The 16,367-nt window shown below is 67.1% G+C and carries 19 protein-coding genes; 7 read left to right on the top strand and 12 right to left on the bottom strand.

What is annotated here, in order from left to right:
- Nucleotide 1: 1 nt before the first annotated feature.
- Nucleotides 2-628 (bottom strand): helix-turn-helix domain-containing protein, encoded by a 627-nt coding sequence (locus AB0F51_RS18785; RefSeq protein ID WP_360281430.1) that lies wholly within the window; start codon nucleotides 626-628, stop codon nucleotides 2-4.
- A 91-nt stretch (nucleotides 629-719) separates the two neighbouring features.
- Between AB0F51_RS18785 and AB0F51_RS18780 the strand changes: the two genes are divergently transcribed.
- From AB0F51_RS18780 to AB0F51_RS18770, 3 genes are all read left to right on the top strand, one after another.
- Complete coding sequence (locus AB0F51_RS18780) at nucleotides 720-1,655, top strand: NAD(P)/FAD-dependent oxidoreductase (RefSeq protein WP_360281428.1); 936 nt, start codon at nucleotides 720-722, stop codon at nucleotides 1,653-1,655.
- Complete coding sequence (locus AB0F51_RS18775) at nucleotides 1,652-2,839, top strand: MFS transporter (RefSeq protein WP_360281426.1); 1,188 nt, start codon at nucleotides 1,652-1,654, stop codon at nucleotides 2,837-2,839. The genes AB0F51_RS18780 and AB0F51_RS18775 overlap by 4 nt, the downstream gene beginning before the upstream one ends.
- Nucleotides 2,840-2,905: 66 nt before the next feature.
- Complete coding sequence (locus tag AB0F51_RS18770) at nucleotides 2,906-3,886, top strand: LLM class flavin-dependent oxidoreductase (protein ID WP_360281424.1); 981 nt, start codon at nucleotides 2,906-2,908, stop codon at nucleotides 3,884-3,886.
- Nucleotides 3,887-4,193: 307 nt separating this feature from the next.
- On the opposite strand, the gene AB0F51_RS18765 is transcribed toward AB0F51_RS18770, so the two are convergent.
- Together AB0F51_RS18765 and wrbA are read right to left on the bottom strand one after the other, a co-directional pair.
- Complete coding sequence (locus tag AB0F51_RS18765) at nucleotides 4,194-5,183, bottom strand: helix-turn-helix domain-containing protein (protein WP_360281422.1); 990 nt, start codon at nucleotides 5,181-5,183, stop codon at nucleotides 4,194-4,196.
- Nucleotides 5,184-5,265: 82 nt separating this feature from the next.
- Nucleotides 5,266-5,880 (bottom strand): NAD(P)H:quinone oxidoreductase, encoded by a 615-nt coding sequence (gene wrbA, locus AB0F51_RS18760; protein WP_360281420.1) that lies wholly within the window; start codon nucleotides 5,878-5,880, stop codon nucleotides 5,266-5,268.
- Between the two features lie 126 nt (nucleotides 5,881-6,006).
- Here wrbA and sigJ point away from each other — a divergent pair, with 126 nt between their 5' ends.
- Complete coding sequence (gene sigJ / locus AB0F51_RS18755; RefSeq protein WP_360281418.1) at nucleotides 6,007-6,942, top strand: RNA polymerase sigma factor SigJ; 936 nt, start codon at nucleotides 6,007-6,009, stop codon at nucleotides 6,940-6,942.
- A gap of 8 nt (nucleotides 6,943-6,950) precedes the next feature.
- On the opposite strand, the gene AB0F51_RS18750 is transcribed toward sigJ, so the two are convergent.
- From AB0F51_RS18750 to AB0F51_RS18735, 4 genes are all read right to left on the bottom strand, one after another.
- The gene (locus AB0F51_RS18750) at nucleotides 6,951-7,328 is read right to left on the bottom strand and encodes an HPP family protein (protein WP_360281416.1); all 378 of its coding nucleotides are present in this window, start codon (nucleotides 7,326-7,328) and stop codon (nucleotides 6,951-6,953) included.
- Between the two features lie 98 nt (nucleotides 7,329-7,426).
- Nucleotides 7,427-7,972 carry a carboxymuconolactone decarboxylase family protein gene (locus AB0F51_RS18745; protein ID WP_360281415.1) on the bottom strand — a complete coding sequence of 182 codons (546 nt, stop codon included), beginning with the start codon at nucleotides 7,970-7,972 and terminating at the stop codon, nucleotides 7,427-7,429.
- Nucleotides 7,973-8,011: 39 nt separating this feature from the next.
- On the bottom strand, nucleotides 8,012-8,596 hold the full coding sequence (locus AB0F51_RS18740) for a TetR/AcrR family transcriptional regulator (protein WP_360281413.1): 585 nt from the start codon (nucleotides 8,594-8,596) through the stop codon (nucleotides 8,012-8,014).
- A 56-nt stretch (nucleotides 8,597-8,652) separates the two neighbouring features.
- Nucleotides 8,653-9,858, bottom strand: a complete 1,206-nt coding sequence (locus AB0F51_RS18735) for an MFS transporter (protein ID WP_360281411.1) — start codon at nucleotides 9,856-9,858, stop codon at nucleotides 8,653-8,655.
- Nucleotides 9,859-9,937: 79 nt separating this feature from the next.
- On the opposite strand from AB0F51_RS18735, the gene AB0F51_RS18730 reads away from it, so the two are divergent.
- Complete coding sequence (locus AB0F51_RS18730; RefSeq protein ID WP_360281409.1) at nucleotides 9,938-10,480, top strand: CGNR zinc finger domain-containing protein; 543 nt, start codon at nucleotides 9,938-9,940, stop codon at nucleotides 10,478-10,480.
- Nucleotides 10,481-10,484: 4 nt separating this feature from the next.
- Here AB0F51_RS18730 and AB0F51_RS18725 read toward each other — a convergent pair whose 3' ends face one another.
- From AB0F51_RS18725 to AB0F51_RS18710, 4 genes are read right to left on the bottom strand one after another with little or no spacing between them, the layout of a single operon-like run.
- Nucleotides 10,485-11,624, bottom strand: a complete 1,140-nt coding sequence (locus tag AB0F51_RS18725; RefSeq protein ID WP_360281407.1) for an FAD-dependent oxidoreductase — start codon at nucleotides 11,622-11,624, stop codon at nucleotides 10,485-10,487.
- Nucleotides 11,624-11,815: a ferredoxin gene (locus AB0F51_RS18720; protein ID WP_360281405.1), complete on the bottom strand. Its 192-nt coding sequence runs from the start codon at nucleotides 11,813-11,815 to the stop codon at nucleotides 11,624-11,626. The genes AB0F51_RS18725 and AB0F51_RS18720 overlap by 1 nt, the downstream gene beginning before the upstream one ends.
- Nucleotides 11,815-12,726: a pyridoxamine 5'-phosphate oxidase family protein gene (locus AB0F51_RS18715; protein ID WP_360281403.1), complete on the bottom strand. Its 912-nt coding sequence runs from the start codon at nucleotides 12,724-12,726 to the stop codon at nucleotides 11,815-11,817. The genes AB0F51_RS18720 and AB0F51_RS18715 overlap by 1 nt, the downstream gene beginning before the upstream one ends.
- Before the next feature lie 20 nt (nucleotides 12,727-12,746).
- Nucleotides 12,747-13,214: a VOC family protein gene (locus AB0F51_RS18710; RefSeq protein ID WP_360281401.1), complete on the bottom strand. Its 468-nt coding sequence runs from the start codon at nucleotides 13,212-13,214 to the stop codon at nucleotides 12,747-12,749.
- A gap of 95 nt (nucleotides 13,215-13,309) precedes the next feature.
- Here AB0F51_RS18710 and AB0F51_RS18705 point away from each other — a divergent pair, with 95 nt between their 5' ends.
- Together AB0F51_RS18705 and AB0F51_RS18700 are read left to right on the top strand one after the other, a co-directional pair.
- Nucleotides 13,310-13,864 carry a CGNR zinc finger domain-containing protein gene (locus tag AB0F51_RS18705; RefSeq protein ID WP_360281399.1) on the top strand — a complete coding sequence of 185 codons (555 nt, stop codon included), beginning with the start codon at nucleotides 13,310-13,312 and terminating at the stop codon, nucleotides 13,862-13,864.
- A 112-nt stretch (nucleotides 13,865-13,976) separates the two neighbouring features.
- Entirely contained in the window at nucleotides 13,977-14,912 is a 936-nt protein-coding gene (locus tag AB0F51_RS18700) for a hypothetical protein (RefSeq protein ID WP_360281397.1), read from the top strand.
- A 116-nt stretch (nucleotides 14,913-15,028) separates the two neighbouring features.
- On the opposite strand, the gene AB0F51_RS18695 is transcribed toward AB0F51_RS18700, so the two are convergent.
- Nucleotides 15,029-16,354 (bottom strand): PLP-dependent aminotransferase family protein, encoded by a 1,326-nt coding sequence (locus AB0F51_RS18695; protein ID WP_360281395.1) that lies wholly within the window; start codon nucleotides 16,352-16,354, stop codon nucleotides 15,029-15,031.
- Nucleotides 16,355-16,367: the final 13 nt, after the last annotated feature.

Genomic DNA, 16,367 nt, shown 5'->3' with positions numbered 1-16,367 from the left:
GTCAGGTGGTGCGCTTCGGGTGCTGACGACGGGGCGGGGCGTCGGCGGGCTGCTTCGAGCGTGCGCGGACGTGGATCCGCTCGCCCTGCTTGCCGAACAGACTGAGTACTTCGACACTGCCGCGCCCGCTGGAACCGAACCAATGCGAGTGCTGGGTGTCGAACTCGGCGACCTCGCCCGGCCCGAGGACCAGGTCGTAGTCGCCCAGGATCAACCGAAGGCTGCCACTCAGGACGTAAAGCCACTCGTACCCGGCGTGGGTCCGAGGAACAGGCTCGGTCTCGGTCGCGGGAATGATCAGCTTGAACGCCTTCGGCTCACCCTGACTCCGGGAGAGCGGGACGATGACGCGGCCGTTGGAACGTGATGGCTCCTGCGGCATCCGGGGATCGACGATCTGCGGCGCGGCGACGATCTCGTCCAGCGGGACGGCGAGCGCGGCCGCGATCGGCAGCAGCAACTCCAGGCTCGGCTTGCGTTGGCCGGACTCGAGGCGCGACAGGGTGCTTTTGGAAATACCGGTCGTTCCGCTCAGCTCCGCGAGCGAGATGTTCTTCTTCTCGCGGAGCCTGCGCAGGCGGGGTGAGATCTGTTCGAGGGTGGCAGCAATCGCGGGAAAGGACTCCATCCGCCCATGACAGCAGAGGGTTCCAGTTTCGGCAACGAAAGTTGCTGTTGCTGGATGCCGCGAGCCATCTTCGTCCCGGAGGTGGTCATTGATGGAAAACCACTGGGATGTAGTGATCGTCGGCGCCGGAGCGGCCGGCCTGACAGCGGGAATCGTCCTCACCAGGGCGCAGGCAGACGTCTTGGTGATCGACGACGGCCGGCCGAGAAACGCGGCTGCGGCGCACATGCACGGGTTCGTCTCGCGGGACGGTGTTGCGCCCTCGGAGTTCCTGGCCACTGGGCGGGAGGAGGTTGCCCGATATGGGGGCGAGTTCACTAGAGCGCGCGTCGTCGACGCGACCAGGGTGCCGGACGGCAGGTTTGCCTTCACTCTGGCCGATGGGACCGTGGTGCAGTCCCGGGCCGTGTTGGTCGCGACAGGACTGACCGATGAATTGCCGGAGATTCCCGGAGTCCGCGAGCTGTGGGGATCACGGGTGCACCATTGCCCGCACTGCCATGGGTACGAAGTGCTCGGCGACGAGATGCTCGTGATCGGCGGGGCGATGCCTGCTGTCTCCTTGCACCACGCGGCCTTGCTACGCCGCTACAGCGACCGGGTGACCCTGTGCCCCAACGGGATGGCGATCACGGATACCGAGGCTGCTCGACTGCGTGCAGTCGGCGTCCGCATTGTCGACGGCACCATTACTCGCCTCGTGCACGACAAAGGCTCGCTGACCGGCGCGCAGCTCGCCGACGGCAGCGTCATCCGCTGTGAGACTGCGTTCATCGCCCCGCGGCCATCGCCGAACGACACGGTACTGCGGGCGCTCGGCTGCGAAACCGATGCCACCACGGGATTGGTAGTGACCACACCGGGCGGCGCTACCGGCGTACCGGGAGTCTGGGCGGCAGGCAATGTGGTGAACCCGCGTGCTCAGGTCATCACGGCCGCGGGCGAAGGATCTGCCGCTGCCATCGCGATGACGGCCTGGCTTGTCGAAAACGACCTGACCGCAGCGTTTGAGGGGGCCGGGCGATGACCTCCGAAGTCGCGGCCCAGACGCCGGTCGCCGGTCGCCGGCTCCCCCTCGGGGTGTATCTGCTGGCGTTCAGCCTGTTCTCGATGGGTAGCGCCGAGTTTCTCCTCGCCGGGGTCCTGCCCGCGGTCGCGGCCGATCTTGACGTGACCCTGGCGACAGCGGGTGGACTCATCTCAGCGTTCGCCGTGGGGGTCGTCCTCGGCGGTCCGCCCCTCGCAGTCATCGGCTTGCGATGGCCGCGGCGTACGGCGTTGGCGCTGACCCAGGCCGCGTTCGCCGCCTCCATTGCGGTCGGTCTGATCTTCGACAGCTACGGTCCCTTGCTGATCACGCGTTTCGTCGCAGGCGTCGCGTACGCCGGATTCTGGGCGGTCGCGGCCGTCACCGCCGTCAGCCTGGTCACGCCCGATCGAAAGGCACGCGCCTCGGGCGTCGTGGTCAGCGGACTCAGCCTGGCCATGATCTTCGGCGGACCCGCTGGAACGCTCATCGGATACCTCACCGCCTGGGAAGGCGGGTTCTGGCTGGTCGTCGCTCTCACACTCGCCGGAGCAGCCGCCGTGATCGTCGCGATGCCCAAGACGGCAACGACAGAAGATCCCAGCGTCAGGCGCGAACTCCAGGCGATGCGGCGGCCGCAACTGTGGCTGGTGTACGCGGCCACGTTGCTCAGCACCGCGGCGTACATGATCACCTTCAATTACCTCGCCGCATTGTTGACCGGCGTCGCAGGGATCGCAGACATCTGGGTTGGTCCGATCCTGGTGCTCTTCGGTGTCGGGGCCTTTGCCGGCCTAGCGGTCGGCGGCCGGATCTCTGACCAACGCCCGTACTACGCCCTTGTGGTCGGCGCAGTGGGAATCGTCGTCTGCTCGGTGTTGATCGCTATTTTCGCCGAGTATGCGCTGGCCGTTGTTCCGCTTGTACTGCTCCTTGGGGTGGCGGGGTTCGTGCTGAATCCAGCGATCTACGGCCGGGTGTTCACCATCGCCGCTGACGCACCCACGCTGGCCGGTGCGACGACTGTGTCGGCATTCCAGCTGGGCATCAGCCTCGTCCCCGTTCTGGCCGGCTTCGCTCTCAACTCCGGGACATCCATCACTGCCGTGTCCTGGATCGGCGCAGGGCTGGCCGTGCTGACCATCCCCGTCGTGTTCGCCGAGCGCGCGGTGGATCAGCGGTGATTGTCAACTGGACCGTGGTCCGGTAACGTCTATTCGGACCATGGTCCGAATAGCGAGGTGATGGAGATGAAGACGGCCAGGAGCCGGGTCGGGGTGGTGTTCGGCAGTCTGACCCCGCCCGAGGAACTCACTCGAGGCGCACGCCTTGCCGAAGAGCTCGGCTTCGGCGAGCTGTGGTTCTCGGAGGACTGCTTCTTCACAGGTGGCCTGTCGGGGTTGACCCAGATGCTGGCCGCCACGTCAGAGATTCCTGCCGGGCTGGGTCTCGCGAGCGTGATGACGCGGCATCCCGCGATTCTCGCGATGGAGCTCGCGGGTCTGGCCCGCATGCACCCCGGCCGCAGCCGGGCAGCCATCGGCCTCGGCAACCGCCACTGGCTGCAGCAGATGGGGTTGATGCCCGAACGCCCGCTCACCGCGGTCACCCAGACCTTCGAGGCGCTCCGCGAGCTGCTCGCCGGGGACTCGGTCGACCGCCACACAGTGATCTCCGAGTTCAACGGGATTCGGCTTGAGTACCCACCGGATCATCCGCCGGAGTTGTGGATCGGCGCCGTCAACTCGCGCGCACTCGCAGCCGCCGGAGCCGTGGCGGACGGAGTTCTGCTGTCGGTTCTCGCCGGTCCCGCCTATATCTCGTGGGCGGCCGAGCAGGTCGCCGCCGCGGGCGTGAAGCCGCCTATCACCGCATTCGTTCTTGCGGCGATCGATGACGACCCGCAGGTCGCTCGCGACGCAGTACGGGATGCCGTCGGGTTCTTCCTGCAGGCCGAGTCGGAGTCGGCTCTGGTCGGCAAGTCTGCCCACGGCACCGAGATCCGCAACCGCATCGACAAGCTCGCCCCGGGCGAGACCTTGGTGGTCGAAGATGCCTGGATCGACGAATTCGCCGTAGCCGGAGACGCCCCCACCGTCACCACCAGAATCTCCACCCTCCTCGCCGCCGGCGCCGACTCCGTCGCCCTCTGGCTTTTCCCACCCCACCACCTAACCGAACAACTAACCCTCTTCGCCACCGACGTACTGCCCACAATTGTCAAACACTAACCCCTGAGATCGAGAAGAAGGCATTCCACCGCCCCACCCGACTAACCTCCCCACTCGTCACCCCTAACCAATTGAGGAGAACACATGCAAAGCCTCAAACGACTATTCGTCACAGCCACCCTGCTCGGCGCCGCAGCCATGGCGATCACACCTCAAATCTTCCAAGCGCCGTACTGATCCGGCACTTGCGCCTCCCCTGACCCGACGAAAGGACCCGCCATGCGCGCAAACCGCGACTACTGACCAACTGGCCGGCGTTCCCACCCCAGGACGCCGGCCACTCTTTTCAGGGTCAAAGAAGTTGCCGTTAGCATTCTTTTTCGAGGGGGCGGGCGGTGAGGAGGGCTCGGCCGAGGTTGGAGATCGAGTGGACCACCGCCTTGCCGTCTCGGCGCGAAGTGATCAGGCCGGCTTCGCGCAGTACGCCGGTTTGGTAGCTCGCGGTTCCCACGGCGATTCCGCAGGCGGTGGCTAGGTCCGACGTCGTCATCTCCTTGACCGTGCTGGCGAGCATCAGTGCGCGGGTCCGGCCCAGTACTGCGACTAGTCTCGTGAGGGAGTCCGCTTCTTGGTCGGCCAAGCGGAGCAAGCCGCTAGCTCCCTCGATCGGGAACACCAGCACTGGCGGCAGGTTGGTGTCCAGCAGCTTCGTCGGCTGTTGCCAGCAGAAGTACGACGGCTGAAGGCGCAGCCCGCGGCCCTCCAGCCGCAACACCTCGTCCGGCAGCGACGCGATCTCGAGAACCCCGTTCCGCCAGCGCGCCTCGGGGTGGATGTTCTCCAGCACTGCCCCGAGCCCGCCGCTGACGAACTGGGCCTGCCGCTGCCTGCGATCGGTCTTGATGGCCTCCTCGATCGACGACCAGTACGGCGCCAGCGCGGATCGGTGGTAGACGCGCAGGGCGTGCCCCAGCCGCTCCATCGTCTCGGACTGCGCCTCGGCGAGCTGACGCACCCAGCTCAGTCCCGTCCGTGGCGACAGTCTGGCCAGGTCGCTTCGGACCCGGCTCTTCGGCGTCGACAGCACCGCATCGATCGCCTCGCCCACCGACCCGGAGTCGACCGAGGGCGTCAGGAAGTCGGGCGAATACCCAACCGGCGGAGCGAGTGCCGTCAGCGGCCGGACGACGTCCTTCGGCAGTTGCCGACGCTGCCGGCGCCGCCAGGCGCCGTACGGGACAGGCCCGTCGTCAACCTGCAACATGTGCAGGCTGAGCAGCGCCTCCCACAGCGGGTCGGGCTCGGCGCGGAGCGTGGTCCGGGCGAGATCCTCGCCGGTGAAGTGGATTCGCAGCATTCCCATCCCCCTTGTGGTTGGCCTCCGGCCACTGACGTCCGCGACGCGGCCGGCCGTGGTCAGGCGGCGCGGCCGGCCGTGGTCAGGCGGCGCGGCCGGCCTTGAGCAGGGCCGCAGTGTCGACAGCGCGCCGAGCTTGGAAACGGGCCGCCTCCAGTGCCACCGCATCGGGCGCACCGCCGCCAGAGACATGCGAAGTGCCGTAGGGGTTGCCGGAGGTGAACTGGATTGGATCGGTGTAGCCGGGAGGCACGATGATGCCGCCCCAGTGGTAGAACGTGTTTCCCAACGCCAGCAGGGTGGACTCCTGGCCGCCATGAGCAGTGTTACTGGCGGTGAAGGCCGAGTAGACCTTGTCAGCGAGCTTGCCTTCTCCCCAGAGCCCCCCGGTGGCCTCGATGAACGCCCTGAGCGGGCTGGCTGGGTTGCCGAACCGGGTCGGCGTACCGAAGAGGACCACGTCAGCCCACTCCAGGTCGTCAAGGCCGGCCACCGCGACGTCGGCGGTGTCCTGGAGGTGTTGCTCCCAGGCAGGGTTGCCCTTGATCACCTCCGCCGGGGCCAGCTCGGCGACCCTGCGCAGCCGGACCTGCGCGCCGGCCTTCTCCGCACCCTCGGCGGCAGCGCTCGCCAAAGCGTGCACCGTGCCGGTGGCGCTGTAGTAGATGATTGCGGCGTTCACACGCTCCACGTCCATTGCCCTTCCTCAAGGTGTTCGTCTCACTTGTTCGACGACACAAGCCCGCGGAAAGTTAGGCCTGACATTGCGGAGGGCTGTCTCGTCGAACAAGGTGGGGCAACTGTGATCCAAGGAGTCGACACCATGACCACCAGATCCGGACCGGCAGACGACCGGCCAGATCCGAGCCTGAGCGAGATCATGAGCGAGCGGCGCCGGCTCATCAACCTCGCCTACCGGCTGCTCGGTTCCCTGGCCGACGCTGAGGACGTAGTACAGGAGACGTATGCGCGCTGGTACGCCATGTCCCCACAGGACCAGCGCGCCATCGACTCCCCCGGCGCCTGGCTGAACAAGGTCGCTAGTCGCATTTGCCTCGACCTGCTGGGCTCGGCCCGGGTACGCCGGGAGAGCTACGTGGGAGTCTGGATCCCGGAGCCGCTGCCCGACCGTACGGAGTGGATCAGCGGGTGGGCGGGCAGCACGACGGCTGACCCGGCGGACCGGATCACCCTCGACGAGTCGATCAACATGGCCTTCCTCGTCGTACTCGAATCGATGACGCCGGCCGAGCGCGTCGCGTTCATCCCGCATGACGTGTTCCACTACCCCTTCGCCGAAGTGGCCGAGATCGTCGGCCGTACGCCGGCCGCCTGTCGCCAGCTGGCCTGGTCGGCACGCCGTCGCATTGACGCCTCACAGGTCGTCCACACCCCGACCAGCCGGCAGGCCGACCTCGTCAGGAGCTTCAAGCAGGCCTGGGAAGCCAAAGACATCGATGGCCTCATCAGCCTCCTGGACCCCGAGGCGACGGCGACCGGCGACGGCGGTGGCGCCGCGACGTCCGTGCCTCGCCCGGTCGAGGGCAGCGAGCAGATCGCGCGCTTCCTCGTCGACGTCGTCCACAAGGCTCCCCAGATGACGTTCCTGGAGCGGGCGGTCAACGGCCAGCCCGGCCTGGTGGCTCAGCTGGACGGTGTCACCGTGACGGTGATGGCGTTCGGAATCACCGGCGACCGGATCAAGCACATCTGGGCGGTCCGCAACCCCGAGAAACTCCGGCCCTGGACGACCGCGTAGTACAGGTTCTATTCCATGGGGGATGCGAGTCGTCTCGCAACTCCGGACAGCGCCACCAGTACTACGGTGCCCAAGGCAACGGGCACCATCATGGTGAGGGCGGGAGCGCTGCTTGCACCGATCAACACCGGCATCGCCGTCGCCGGCAGATGAACGGCCTTGGACAAACGCATCACCCGCAGAGCCAGCACAGTTGCCGCAGTCGCGGCCAGCCAATGCCCTTCGACAGCATCCCATTCCGGCACCAGCACGATGACGCCGGCCGCCATGGCAATCAGGTACGCCAGCAACACAGTCCGCGGCGCCGCGCCTGCCGCCTGCGGCGTCATCGCTATCGACACCGCGCTGGCGGCAAAGGGAGCCAGCAGCACGGGCTGGTTCGTCATCAGTCCGATCGCGGCCAGCGCTAGCAGGATGGCGGCAGTAGTTACGTCCTGCCGCCATCCTCCGCGACGGGAGTCCTGCGTAGTTCCCGGGGCGGCGCTCATTCCCGGCTCAAAGGCTCGGCCACTGGGAAGTCCAGATCTGGCTCGGCCAGGTGGTTGACCATGTTCGAGTAGGTGTTCAGGGCAACATGGGCGACGGTCTCGGCAATCTCCTCATCGGTGACGCCGGCCGCCCGGGCAGCCTCCACGTCCGCGTCATCGACCGCACCGCGCCGGTCGACGATGTGCGCGGCAAGTGTCAGCAACGCAGCCGTGTGAGGGTCGGCATCGTCGGCCCGCCGTACTCGCTGTAACTCCTCGGCGGTCAGGCCGAGCGCCTTTCCGCGAGCGTTGTGGGCAGCGATGCAGTAGTCGCAGTCGTTGCGTTGAGCAACCAGCAGGGCGAGCTTCTCGCGGGTGGCCGGCGGTAGGACGCCCTTGGTCAGAGCCTCACGAAAATCGAGGTACCCACGCAAGGCGGCGGGCGAGTTGACCAGGGTGCGGTACAGGTTCGGCGTCCGGCCGAGCTGGCGGCGGGTGTCGGCGAGCAACTCGGCCGCCCGGGGCGTCGCGGTCTCGTCGGACACCTGGGTGATTCTGGGCATGTTCGGAACCTTTGATAGTCGGTTGGAGCCGGCTGCTGTTCAGCCGGCCCGTAGCAAGGTGGAAGCGATCTCGCGCGCCTCGTCGGCGGCATCCGCACAACCGTCGCGTACGGCGGTCGTGACGGCCCCGTCGATCAGCAGCAGGAATCGGCCGGCCAGTTGCTCCGGCTCCCGTACTCCGGCTTGCGTCAGCAGCTCGGCCAAATAGGCACGGATCGCCGCTTTGTGCTCGCGCGCGGCCTGATGCGCCGGGTGGTCGGGGTCCGCCAACTCAGCGACCGTGTTGCCGAACGCGCAACCGCGGAAGTCACCGGCTTGGCAGCGCTCCTTGATCGCCGCGAAGACCGCCAGGACGCGACTCTCGGGATCGCTCCCCAGCGCATCGACGCGATCCTTCAACCAGGCGCGATACCGCGCATCCCGCAGTCGGACGAACTCGACGATCAGGCCGTCCTTGGTCGCGAAGTGCCGATACAACGTCGCCTTCGACACTCCGGCCTCGGCCAGCACCCGGTCGATACCGACCGCATTGATGCCGTGCTCGTAGAACAGCCGAAAAGCCGTCTCCACCAACCGCTGCCGCGGCGACAACTGATCCTTGGGCACTTCCACAAGCTCGCTCACATCAGCCACCCTACAGACAGATCTGTCTCATTACAAGACAGATCTGTCTTGCCGCTCTATCGCGCAGTATCCTTCGAGGTTGTTGTCAGGGGCTGGGGCGCTGGGCGGATTGCCAGGGTGCAGGTTGCGGCGATGGCGGCTGAGGTTGCTCCGGCCAGGAAGGTCGATGGTGTGCCGAGTCGGGACTGGAGGTACCCGGCGACTGTTGTGCCGAGGCCGAAGCCCAGCCACATGCAGGTGGAGAGCCAGGCGAATGCCTCGGTGCGGTACGCCGCCGGCGCGGTCTCGGTCAGGACAACCTGGTTGACGGTGTCCCTGACGCCGCCGACCAAGCCCGCGGCCAGGAAGAAGACGCCGATCAGCGGAAGAGCCGAGATTGCTCCGACCGCGACGAGAACAACCGCCGTCACGGCATGCAGGACGGTCAGTTGCCGCCGTGCCGTAGCAGTCCACGGGCGCGCTCCGTAGACAAGACCCCCGATCACCTCACCGACCGCCACCGCACCCATCAGCCAACCTGCTGTCGCGCCGTGACCGATGCCCAGGGCAACAGCTGCGATGTCAAGGCAGCCGTAGCCAAAGGTGTCCAAGGCAACGATGCAGAGGAGGAGGCGCACCTGGCGATCCCCGAGTGCGCCTAGCCACCGGGCACCCTTGCCGCCACTCGACGGACGGGTACTGCGCCCCGGCAAACCTGGCGAGGTCGCCAACAGGAGATCACCAGAGATCTTGGTGACCGCGCAGAACGCGAGGGCGACCCCCGGCGATACCAGCACGGTCAGCAAGCCCGCGAGCGGCGGCCCGACGACGAACGTCGAGGAGTTCGTGATCGAATCCACCGCATAGGCCGTGCGTAGTTGCGCGGGCGGCACAACGACCGGCCAGTGGCCTCGCAGTACCGCGCCTGCCGGTGGCAGTGTGACGCCGTACGCAACAGCGGCGAAGATGAGCGTGACAACGTCGCCCGTCAGCAGAACGGTCACCAGGACCACGTAGGCGACGGCGTGCGCCGCCAGATAACTCAGCAGCACCCGACGCGGCCCGAAACGATCAGCCAACCGCCCGGCCAGCGGTGCGTTGACGGCGATAGCGATCGCCTGGGCCGTGAGCGCCAGACCCGCTGCGGCCACCGAACCATGGATTTGAGCGACCCCCAGCGCGACCGTCAGGCTGACCATCGACGTACTCAGTCTGCTGAGGGTCGCCGACGTGAGCAGGCGAGGCACACCCCGAACCTTGAGCAGATCTGGGTAGGCGCTCATCGTTACCTCTCAAAGTGAGTATGCTGGTAACGACCGTAGGAAAGATGAGGTTACCTGTCAAATGCTTCTTGCCTGTAACATGCAGCGTCAGGCGCGCTTGGTGGTCGAGCTGATCAACCTGACCGTGCCCGGCCTGGCGCGCGGCCGCAGTTACCAGCCCGACGCCGGCGACCTCGTGCCCGCGTTCGCGGCCCTGATCAGCGCGGAAGCCGCCGAGTCACTGGTCGCGGACCCGGATGCCGGTACTGCGCTCGCGAAGCTGGCGTACTCGTTCCAACCGGTCTTCACTGCCGCTGACGTGCGGGCCGCAGCAGGTGTGATCAACGAACTGCTGCGGCGATACCAGGCTCGGCCGTACCTGACAGAGGATGTCGGTCAGCCGTTCCACCTGCACTTCCATGGCGACGTCGGCGGGGTCGAGACGTTCGGTGGTGAGTTCGCGAGCGCGCTCGCGCTGGTGGTCGACACCTATGGTGAGATGCGCTTCGGCGTCTGCGAAGCGGCGGAGTGCGACCGGGTCTACGTGGACCTCACCCGCAACGGAGCCCGCCGATATTGCAGCGACGCCTGTAGTTCCCGCGCCAAGATGACGGCCTACCGGGCGCGCCAGGCCCGCCAATAACCACTCAGTACGCCGCCGGCTCCGGTGCGAGCATCCGCTTTGCAAGCACAGCACGGTACTGCGCGAGCCGGCTGGTCCGATTGACCGTGAGCGCGCCGACCAGTTCGGAGTCCCGCCAGTAGGTGACGACGAGGCGCATCGCGGTGAGGTCTTGTTCTTCGACGACGGGTGAGCCGAGATGGGGCAGCCCGACGGCTCGCAGTCGCGCGTCGTACAGATCGGACCAGAACGACGGTACTGCGGTGAAGGGGACCGGCCGCTCCGGGAACAGCAGGTTCCGGGCAGCGATGTCTGCCTGGTCGACCGCGTTGCTCCAATGGCCGACGGTGATCGCACGGCCGCCAGCCAGGTCGTGGGGCCAGCGGACCACATCGCCTGCAGCAACGATGCCCTCGGCAACTTCTCCGCTCTGGGCAACTGGGCGCAACCATCGATCGCACAGCAGGCCGTCGGTTATCTGCAGTCCCGCGCCGGACAGCCATTCGACATTCGGCCTCGCACCGATGGCCGCGACGATGAGATCCGCGCGACTTTCTGGAGTCTTCGTGTGCAGGGTTACGCCGGCACGGCGGTGCAGTTCGGCAACCAAGCTCCCCACTGGCTGACCGGCTGCCGCCAGCAGTGGCAGCTCCTCTCTCGTCACCAATTCGACTTCGCAACCGCGCTGTCGGGCGGCGGCCGCGATCTCGTTGCCGAGAAAGCCGCCGCCGACAACTCTGATCCGGTGCCGCGGCAGGAGACGGTCCCGCAGGGCGACCGCATCATCGAGCGAGCGGAGGGTCCGCGGATGCGGTTCGGTTCCCCGGGTGTCGAGCCCATCGACGTTGGCCCGCGCACCGGTCGCGATCACGAGTCCGTCGTACGGGAGCTTTCGTCCGTCCGCGAGTCCGATCTCGCGGTTGCCGCGGTCCAGGCTCACAGCTCGCGCGCCCAGGACAAGCTTCGGTTCTGTTGCTTGTGGCAACTGAAGTCGGTCGGCAGTGGTTCGGCCGACGAGCAGGTCCTTGGACAACGGCGGACGATCGTAGGGCAACTGGGGTTCGGCGCCGACGAGGGTGATCCGCCCCCGGTACCCATGCCGGCGCAGCGCCTCGGAAGCTCGCGAACCCGCCAGCGAAGCGCCGACGACGACAACGTGGCGCATCACTGCTCGACGAGGGTGATCGCCCGCACCGGACAAGCCGCGGCGGCGGCGCGCACAGCCTCGGCAAGTCCGGTCGCGGGATGAGCGTCGTACGTCAACTGTTCGTCGTCGTCGAAGGCGAAGACTTCTGGCGCCGCGAACACACACTGTCCATGGTTTTCACAGGTGGCTCGATCGACTTCGATGCGCATCAGTTCTGAGTTCCTTCGGGCAAAGGTGGATTGAAGCGGGACGGCACGGGCGCGGACCACGCCAGCGGACTCCCCCGATCGAGCTGGACCACTCGGTCAATGGCGAACGTGACCTGACGTTGCGCTCCGGGGATCGCCGGATCCGCCTGCCATTCGACCTTCGCCCGGCCGGACACCTGGAGCGTCACGCCGGTCTTCCAGTCGACGAACAACAGACCGGCCGCCGGGTCCTCCTGCAGATTGCCGAGCGTCATCATCATCGCGTTGCCGACATAGTCCGGCCATCGCAACGAACGCTCGCCGAGCACTTCGACGAAACCGCTGTTCCCGCCGCGATGCGAGGCGTCCGCCTCACCGCTCGCCGATCTGGTCGCGACGAAGAACGTGTCCGCCGACGCGATCAGCATTTGCTGGGCTTCGTCCAGCGCTTCCGCAACACGCGCCGGACCGGACCCAGCAGGCTCGGCGTGGTCGATCCGGCGCTGCTGAATGTACTTCGGGCAGTTGGCATAAACCTGCCGTACTGCGACCCGCTGGCCGGTGGCGGTCGGCTCGGCGTCCCCATTGACCCGCATCCGGCGGCGAGTCGCGGGGTCGATCAGAATCGCCCCCACGGAAGCTGATTGCGTCAACACCGAACGGAGCGGATCCCCTTCGACGGGAACAGCCGCAATATCCAGCGTGAACTCATCGGGGGCCGCAGCGAAACCAGGTTCGCCGACCAGCAATGAGGCCCACATGCGCCCTTCAGGGTCTGCTGCTCCGAGGACCAGGAAATGCTGTTCGGCAACGAATCGTGCGGCGACGGCCGGGATGCTCGTGCCGATCGCGGGACGTGCGTGCTCGGCCTGGGGCCGGAGACCGGCGAGCTCCTGGGCCCGCCGCTCCCCCGCGTGGTACTGGATGGTCATTTCGTCGTCCGGCGATCGACTCAGAAGAAACCGCAGGTCGGTGCCGCGCCGGAGGGCGCCGGGGCGGAGTCCGCACCGCTCGGTGCGTACACCTCCAAGCGGATGCCATCAGGGTCGGTGAAGAAGATGCCGCCCGACGACACCCCTTCGCCGTGTGGCACCACGCCGTCGTACAGGAAACTCGCCCCGAGCTCTTCGAGGACGGCCTGAACGCCCTGCACCTCCTCGATCGTCTCTACCTGGAACGACAAGTGATGCAGACCGGCTCGCCCGCCGGCGAACTCGCCGTCGGCCTGCTGCCACAAGGTCACCAGCAACTTGCCGTCCCGCCCGAGAAACGCCCAACGGCGATCGGCCTCGGTCCCCTGGGCCTGGACGTCGAAGCCCAGCACCCGCTGGTAGAACGCGAGCGACCGGTCCAGCTCTGTCACGTTCAGACCGATGTGCCCGGTCTTCAGCGCGGTCGGTACGGCGGTGGTCGTGGTCATGCGCAGTTCCTCCAAGTTCTAACCGATATTGGGCTCAATACTGGATAGAACATCTCTAACTTGTCAAGCCCGCGCCATGGGTTAGAATCTGAGCCATGGACCCGCGCCCCCTGACCGGTGAACCGGTGAGCATGGATCTGCTCAACACCGTCTGGGTGGACGGCGGGCAGCGCCACGACCTGCTGGAGACCGTCGACGGGCTCAAGACCTGGCTGACCAGCCCTGCCCTGGGCGACGGTCAGCGCTACCCGACGACCGAAGCCGCGCGCCGGCGACTCGTCGAAACACGGGAGGCGCTGCGAGCGGTCGTCGAAGCTCACGTCGAAGGGCAACCGGATGCTGCGGCCGAGGCGCAGCTGAACCTGCTACTCGACCGAGGACGTCTCGTCCGGCGACTCGGACCGAGCGGGCCTGAAGTCAGACCCGAAGTCGACGATCCTGCGGATCTGCTCGCCTGGATTGCCGCCGACAACTATCTGGGTCTGCTCGAGCAGGACCCGACTCGCATTCGTGCGTGTGCGCATCCGGACTGCGTCCTGCACTTCTACGACACGAGCCGCAAGGCGAACCGGCGGTGGTGCTCGATGGCCGGATGCGGCAACCGGGCCAAGGCCGCGCGCCACTATGCCCGATCGAAGGATGCCGACTGATCGAGGCCGGCACTGCGCAACATTCGTCGGGTCAGGCGCATCAAGCTGGGTGACGATCTGCTGCTGGCATGGCGCCCGCAACCTGGGGGGGAAGGTCACGAGAGGTTGCGACATGCGCAGTAAGCAAAAGCTCGTCCGTCGAGGTTCCGTAGTACTGAGCGCGGCTGCCCTGCTGGCCGTCGGCTTGGCCCCCGGAGCCGCGGACGCTGAAACGACAACCGCCGGCGAAGCAAGCGCCGGCTGGTGCACGATGGAACTCGGATCCGTCACGGCTGGAGGTGACCACAGGTCACAACGCATCACAGCCGGCTCGCCGCCGACGAGAACGAACGACCACGTGGTGGCGCGCGGCTTGTTCAGTGATCCGGTGCGCCTCAGCACTTCGATGTCCACGTCCCCGGATCCGGAAGGGGTTTACGTCGGGGGCATCGTGATCAGCGGCGCCGCCATGAGCTACACCGGCTACACGCTCGTCGGGGGCCGCGTACTCGACCCGGACTCGATCCGCGGGGAGACCTACTTCAGCCAGTACGGCGACATCGTCGCGTTGGACAAGGCGCTCTATCGAGAGGGAAACTCCGTCCCCCGAGGAGCGCTCTACGGGCTGCGCGACGACGGCGTGCTGCTCCGATGGAAGTCCATCCCCGGGGACTGGCAGGTCACCGGCGCATCCCCGGGCTTCGCGCCGGTGAAGGCGATGACGCTGATCAGCAAGACCCGGTACTACGACACGTTCCTCGCCAACACCCAGCGCGGCGCGCTCTACACGATCCACATCCCGACCGCTTCACCGATGAAACCAGTGGTCAAACGCGTCCGCGAGCGCACCTGGCAGGGATTCGAACTGCTGCTCGCCAGCAAGTGCGGCAACAACGGCACCCTGCTGCTCGGCATCGACAAAGACACCAAAACGGCCCACCTGTACGCCGTCGGCCACGCCAACGGCACCGCCACCGTCATCCAAGGCCTCGGCAAGGTCCCCGGCACCTTCAACGACCCGACCTACTTCCGCTTCGCCCCACTCAACGACCCACACGTCGGCGAGTAGGCAACCGCCCCACCACCGGCTCACTTCAGCGGTGGTGGGGGCACGGGTCGATTCGGGGGGCCACGAAGCCCCCACCTGCACACCACCCGCGATCAGTACGCCGTACCGGTCCTGGGCTACTCGTGGTCGGTGTCGTCCGGGTTGGAGTTGGCCAGCTCTGCCAGGGTTTCCAGGGCTTGGTCGAGCACTTCGATCGGGGGTGAGGCAAGCGCCAGCCGGATCGCGTTCGGCGCTTGGCTCGAACCTACGGTGAACGCCGCCGCCGGCGTGACGGCGATACCGCGCCTCGCGGCGGCGCTGACGAAGGTCTCGGCCCGCCACGGCGCCGGAAGCGACCACCACAGATGGTAGGCGCGCGGGTTGGCTGTCACGGTCATACCGGCAAGCCGATCGGCGGCCATCCGCTGTCGCGCCTGCGCATCGTCCACCTTCGCCTGCACGATGGTTGCCACCGCGCCGCTGGTGATCCACCGAGTGGCAGCCGCTAGCGGGAAGGCGGTAGCCGTCCAGCCGCCGGAGCGCAATGCTGACGACAAGTCACTCGCGAGCCGACGGGGTCCCACGAGGAAGCCGGCGGTCAGGCCGGGGGCCAGTCGTTTGGTCAGGCTGTCCACCACGACCGTATGGTCCGGTGCCATGGCGGCGATCGGGGTCGCGGTGGGATCGAGGAATCCGTTGACCATGTCCTCGATCGCCACGATGTCCAGCTCGGTGAGCAGATCGGCCAGTTCGGTGCGACGGCGTTGGGGCATGGTGATGCCCAGTGGATTGTGCAGGGTCGGCTGAAGGTAGACGGCGCGAACACCCGCGGTCCGCAGGGCGGCAGGCTCGACGCCATGGGCATCCATCGCCAGCGGTACCAGCGTCACGCCGAGCCGGCCGGCGATGGTCTTCATGACCGGGTAGGTCAGGGCATCGACGCCGAGCCGCTCCCCTGGCTTTGCCAGTGCGGCAAGGGCCGCTGCGAGCGCTTGGCGGCCGTTCCCCGCGAAGAGGACGTCCTCCGGGACCGGGACCCAGTGCGGCCGGGCCAGCAGTGCAGCGGTCGCCTCCCGCGCTTCGCTCGTCCCCCTCACTGTGGCCGGACGCAGCGCAGCGGCCAGAGCGTCAGGTCGGAGCAATCCTTCGATGCCTGACGTCAGGAGCTCCGTCTGGCCGGGCAGGATCGGGAAGTTGAGTTCCAGGTCGACGGTGGCCCGCGCCGGTTCGGCCAGCGCATCGGTCGCCGGTTCGGCGGTGCGGACGAACGTCCCCCGGCCTACCTCGCCGACCACCAGGCCGCGGCGTACGAGCTCGCTGTACACCCGACTGGCCGTCGAGACCGCGATCCCGTGGTCCCGCGCGAAGCGGCGCTGGGTCGGCAATTGTTGCCCTGGTCGCAGCCGCCCGGCAGTGATGTCCGCAGCGACCAAGTCCGCGATGTCCCCATAGTCCTGTGTCACGCCAGCTCCTTGA

It is taken from the genome of Kribbella sp. NPDC023855 (assembly GCF_040639475.1).
In the GTDB taxonomy this organism is placed as follows: Bacteria; Actinomycetota; Actinomycetes; order Propionibacteriales; family Kribbellaceae; genus Kribbella.
The sequence above is the reverse complement of the archived record's forward strand: the minus strand, read 5'-3'. Positions and strand labels throughout refer to the sequence as shown.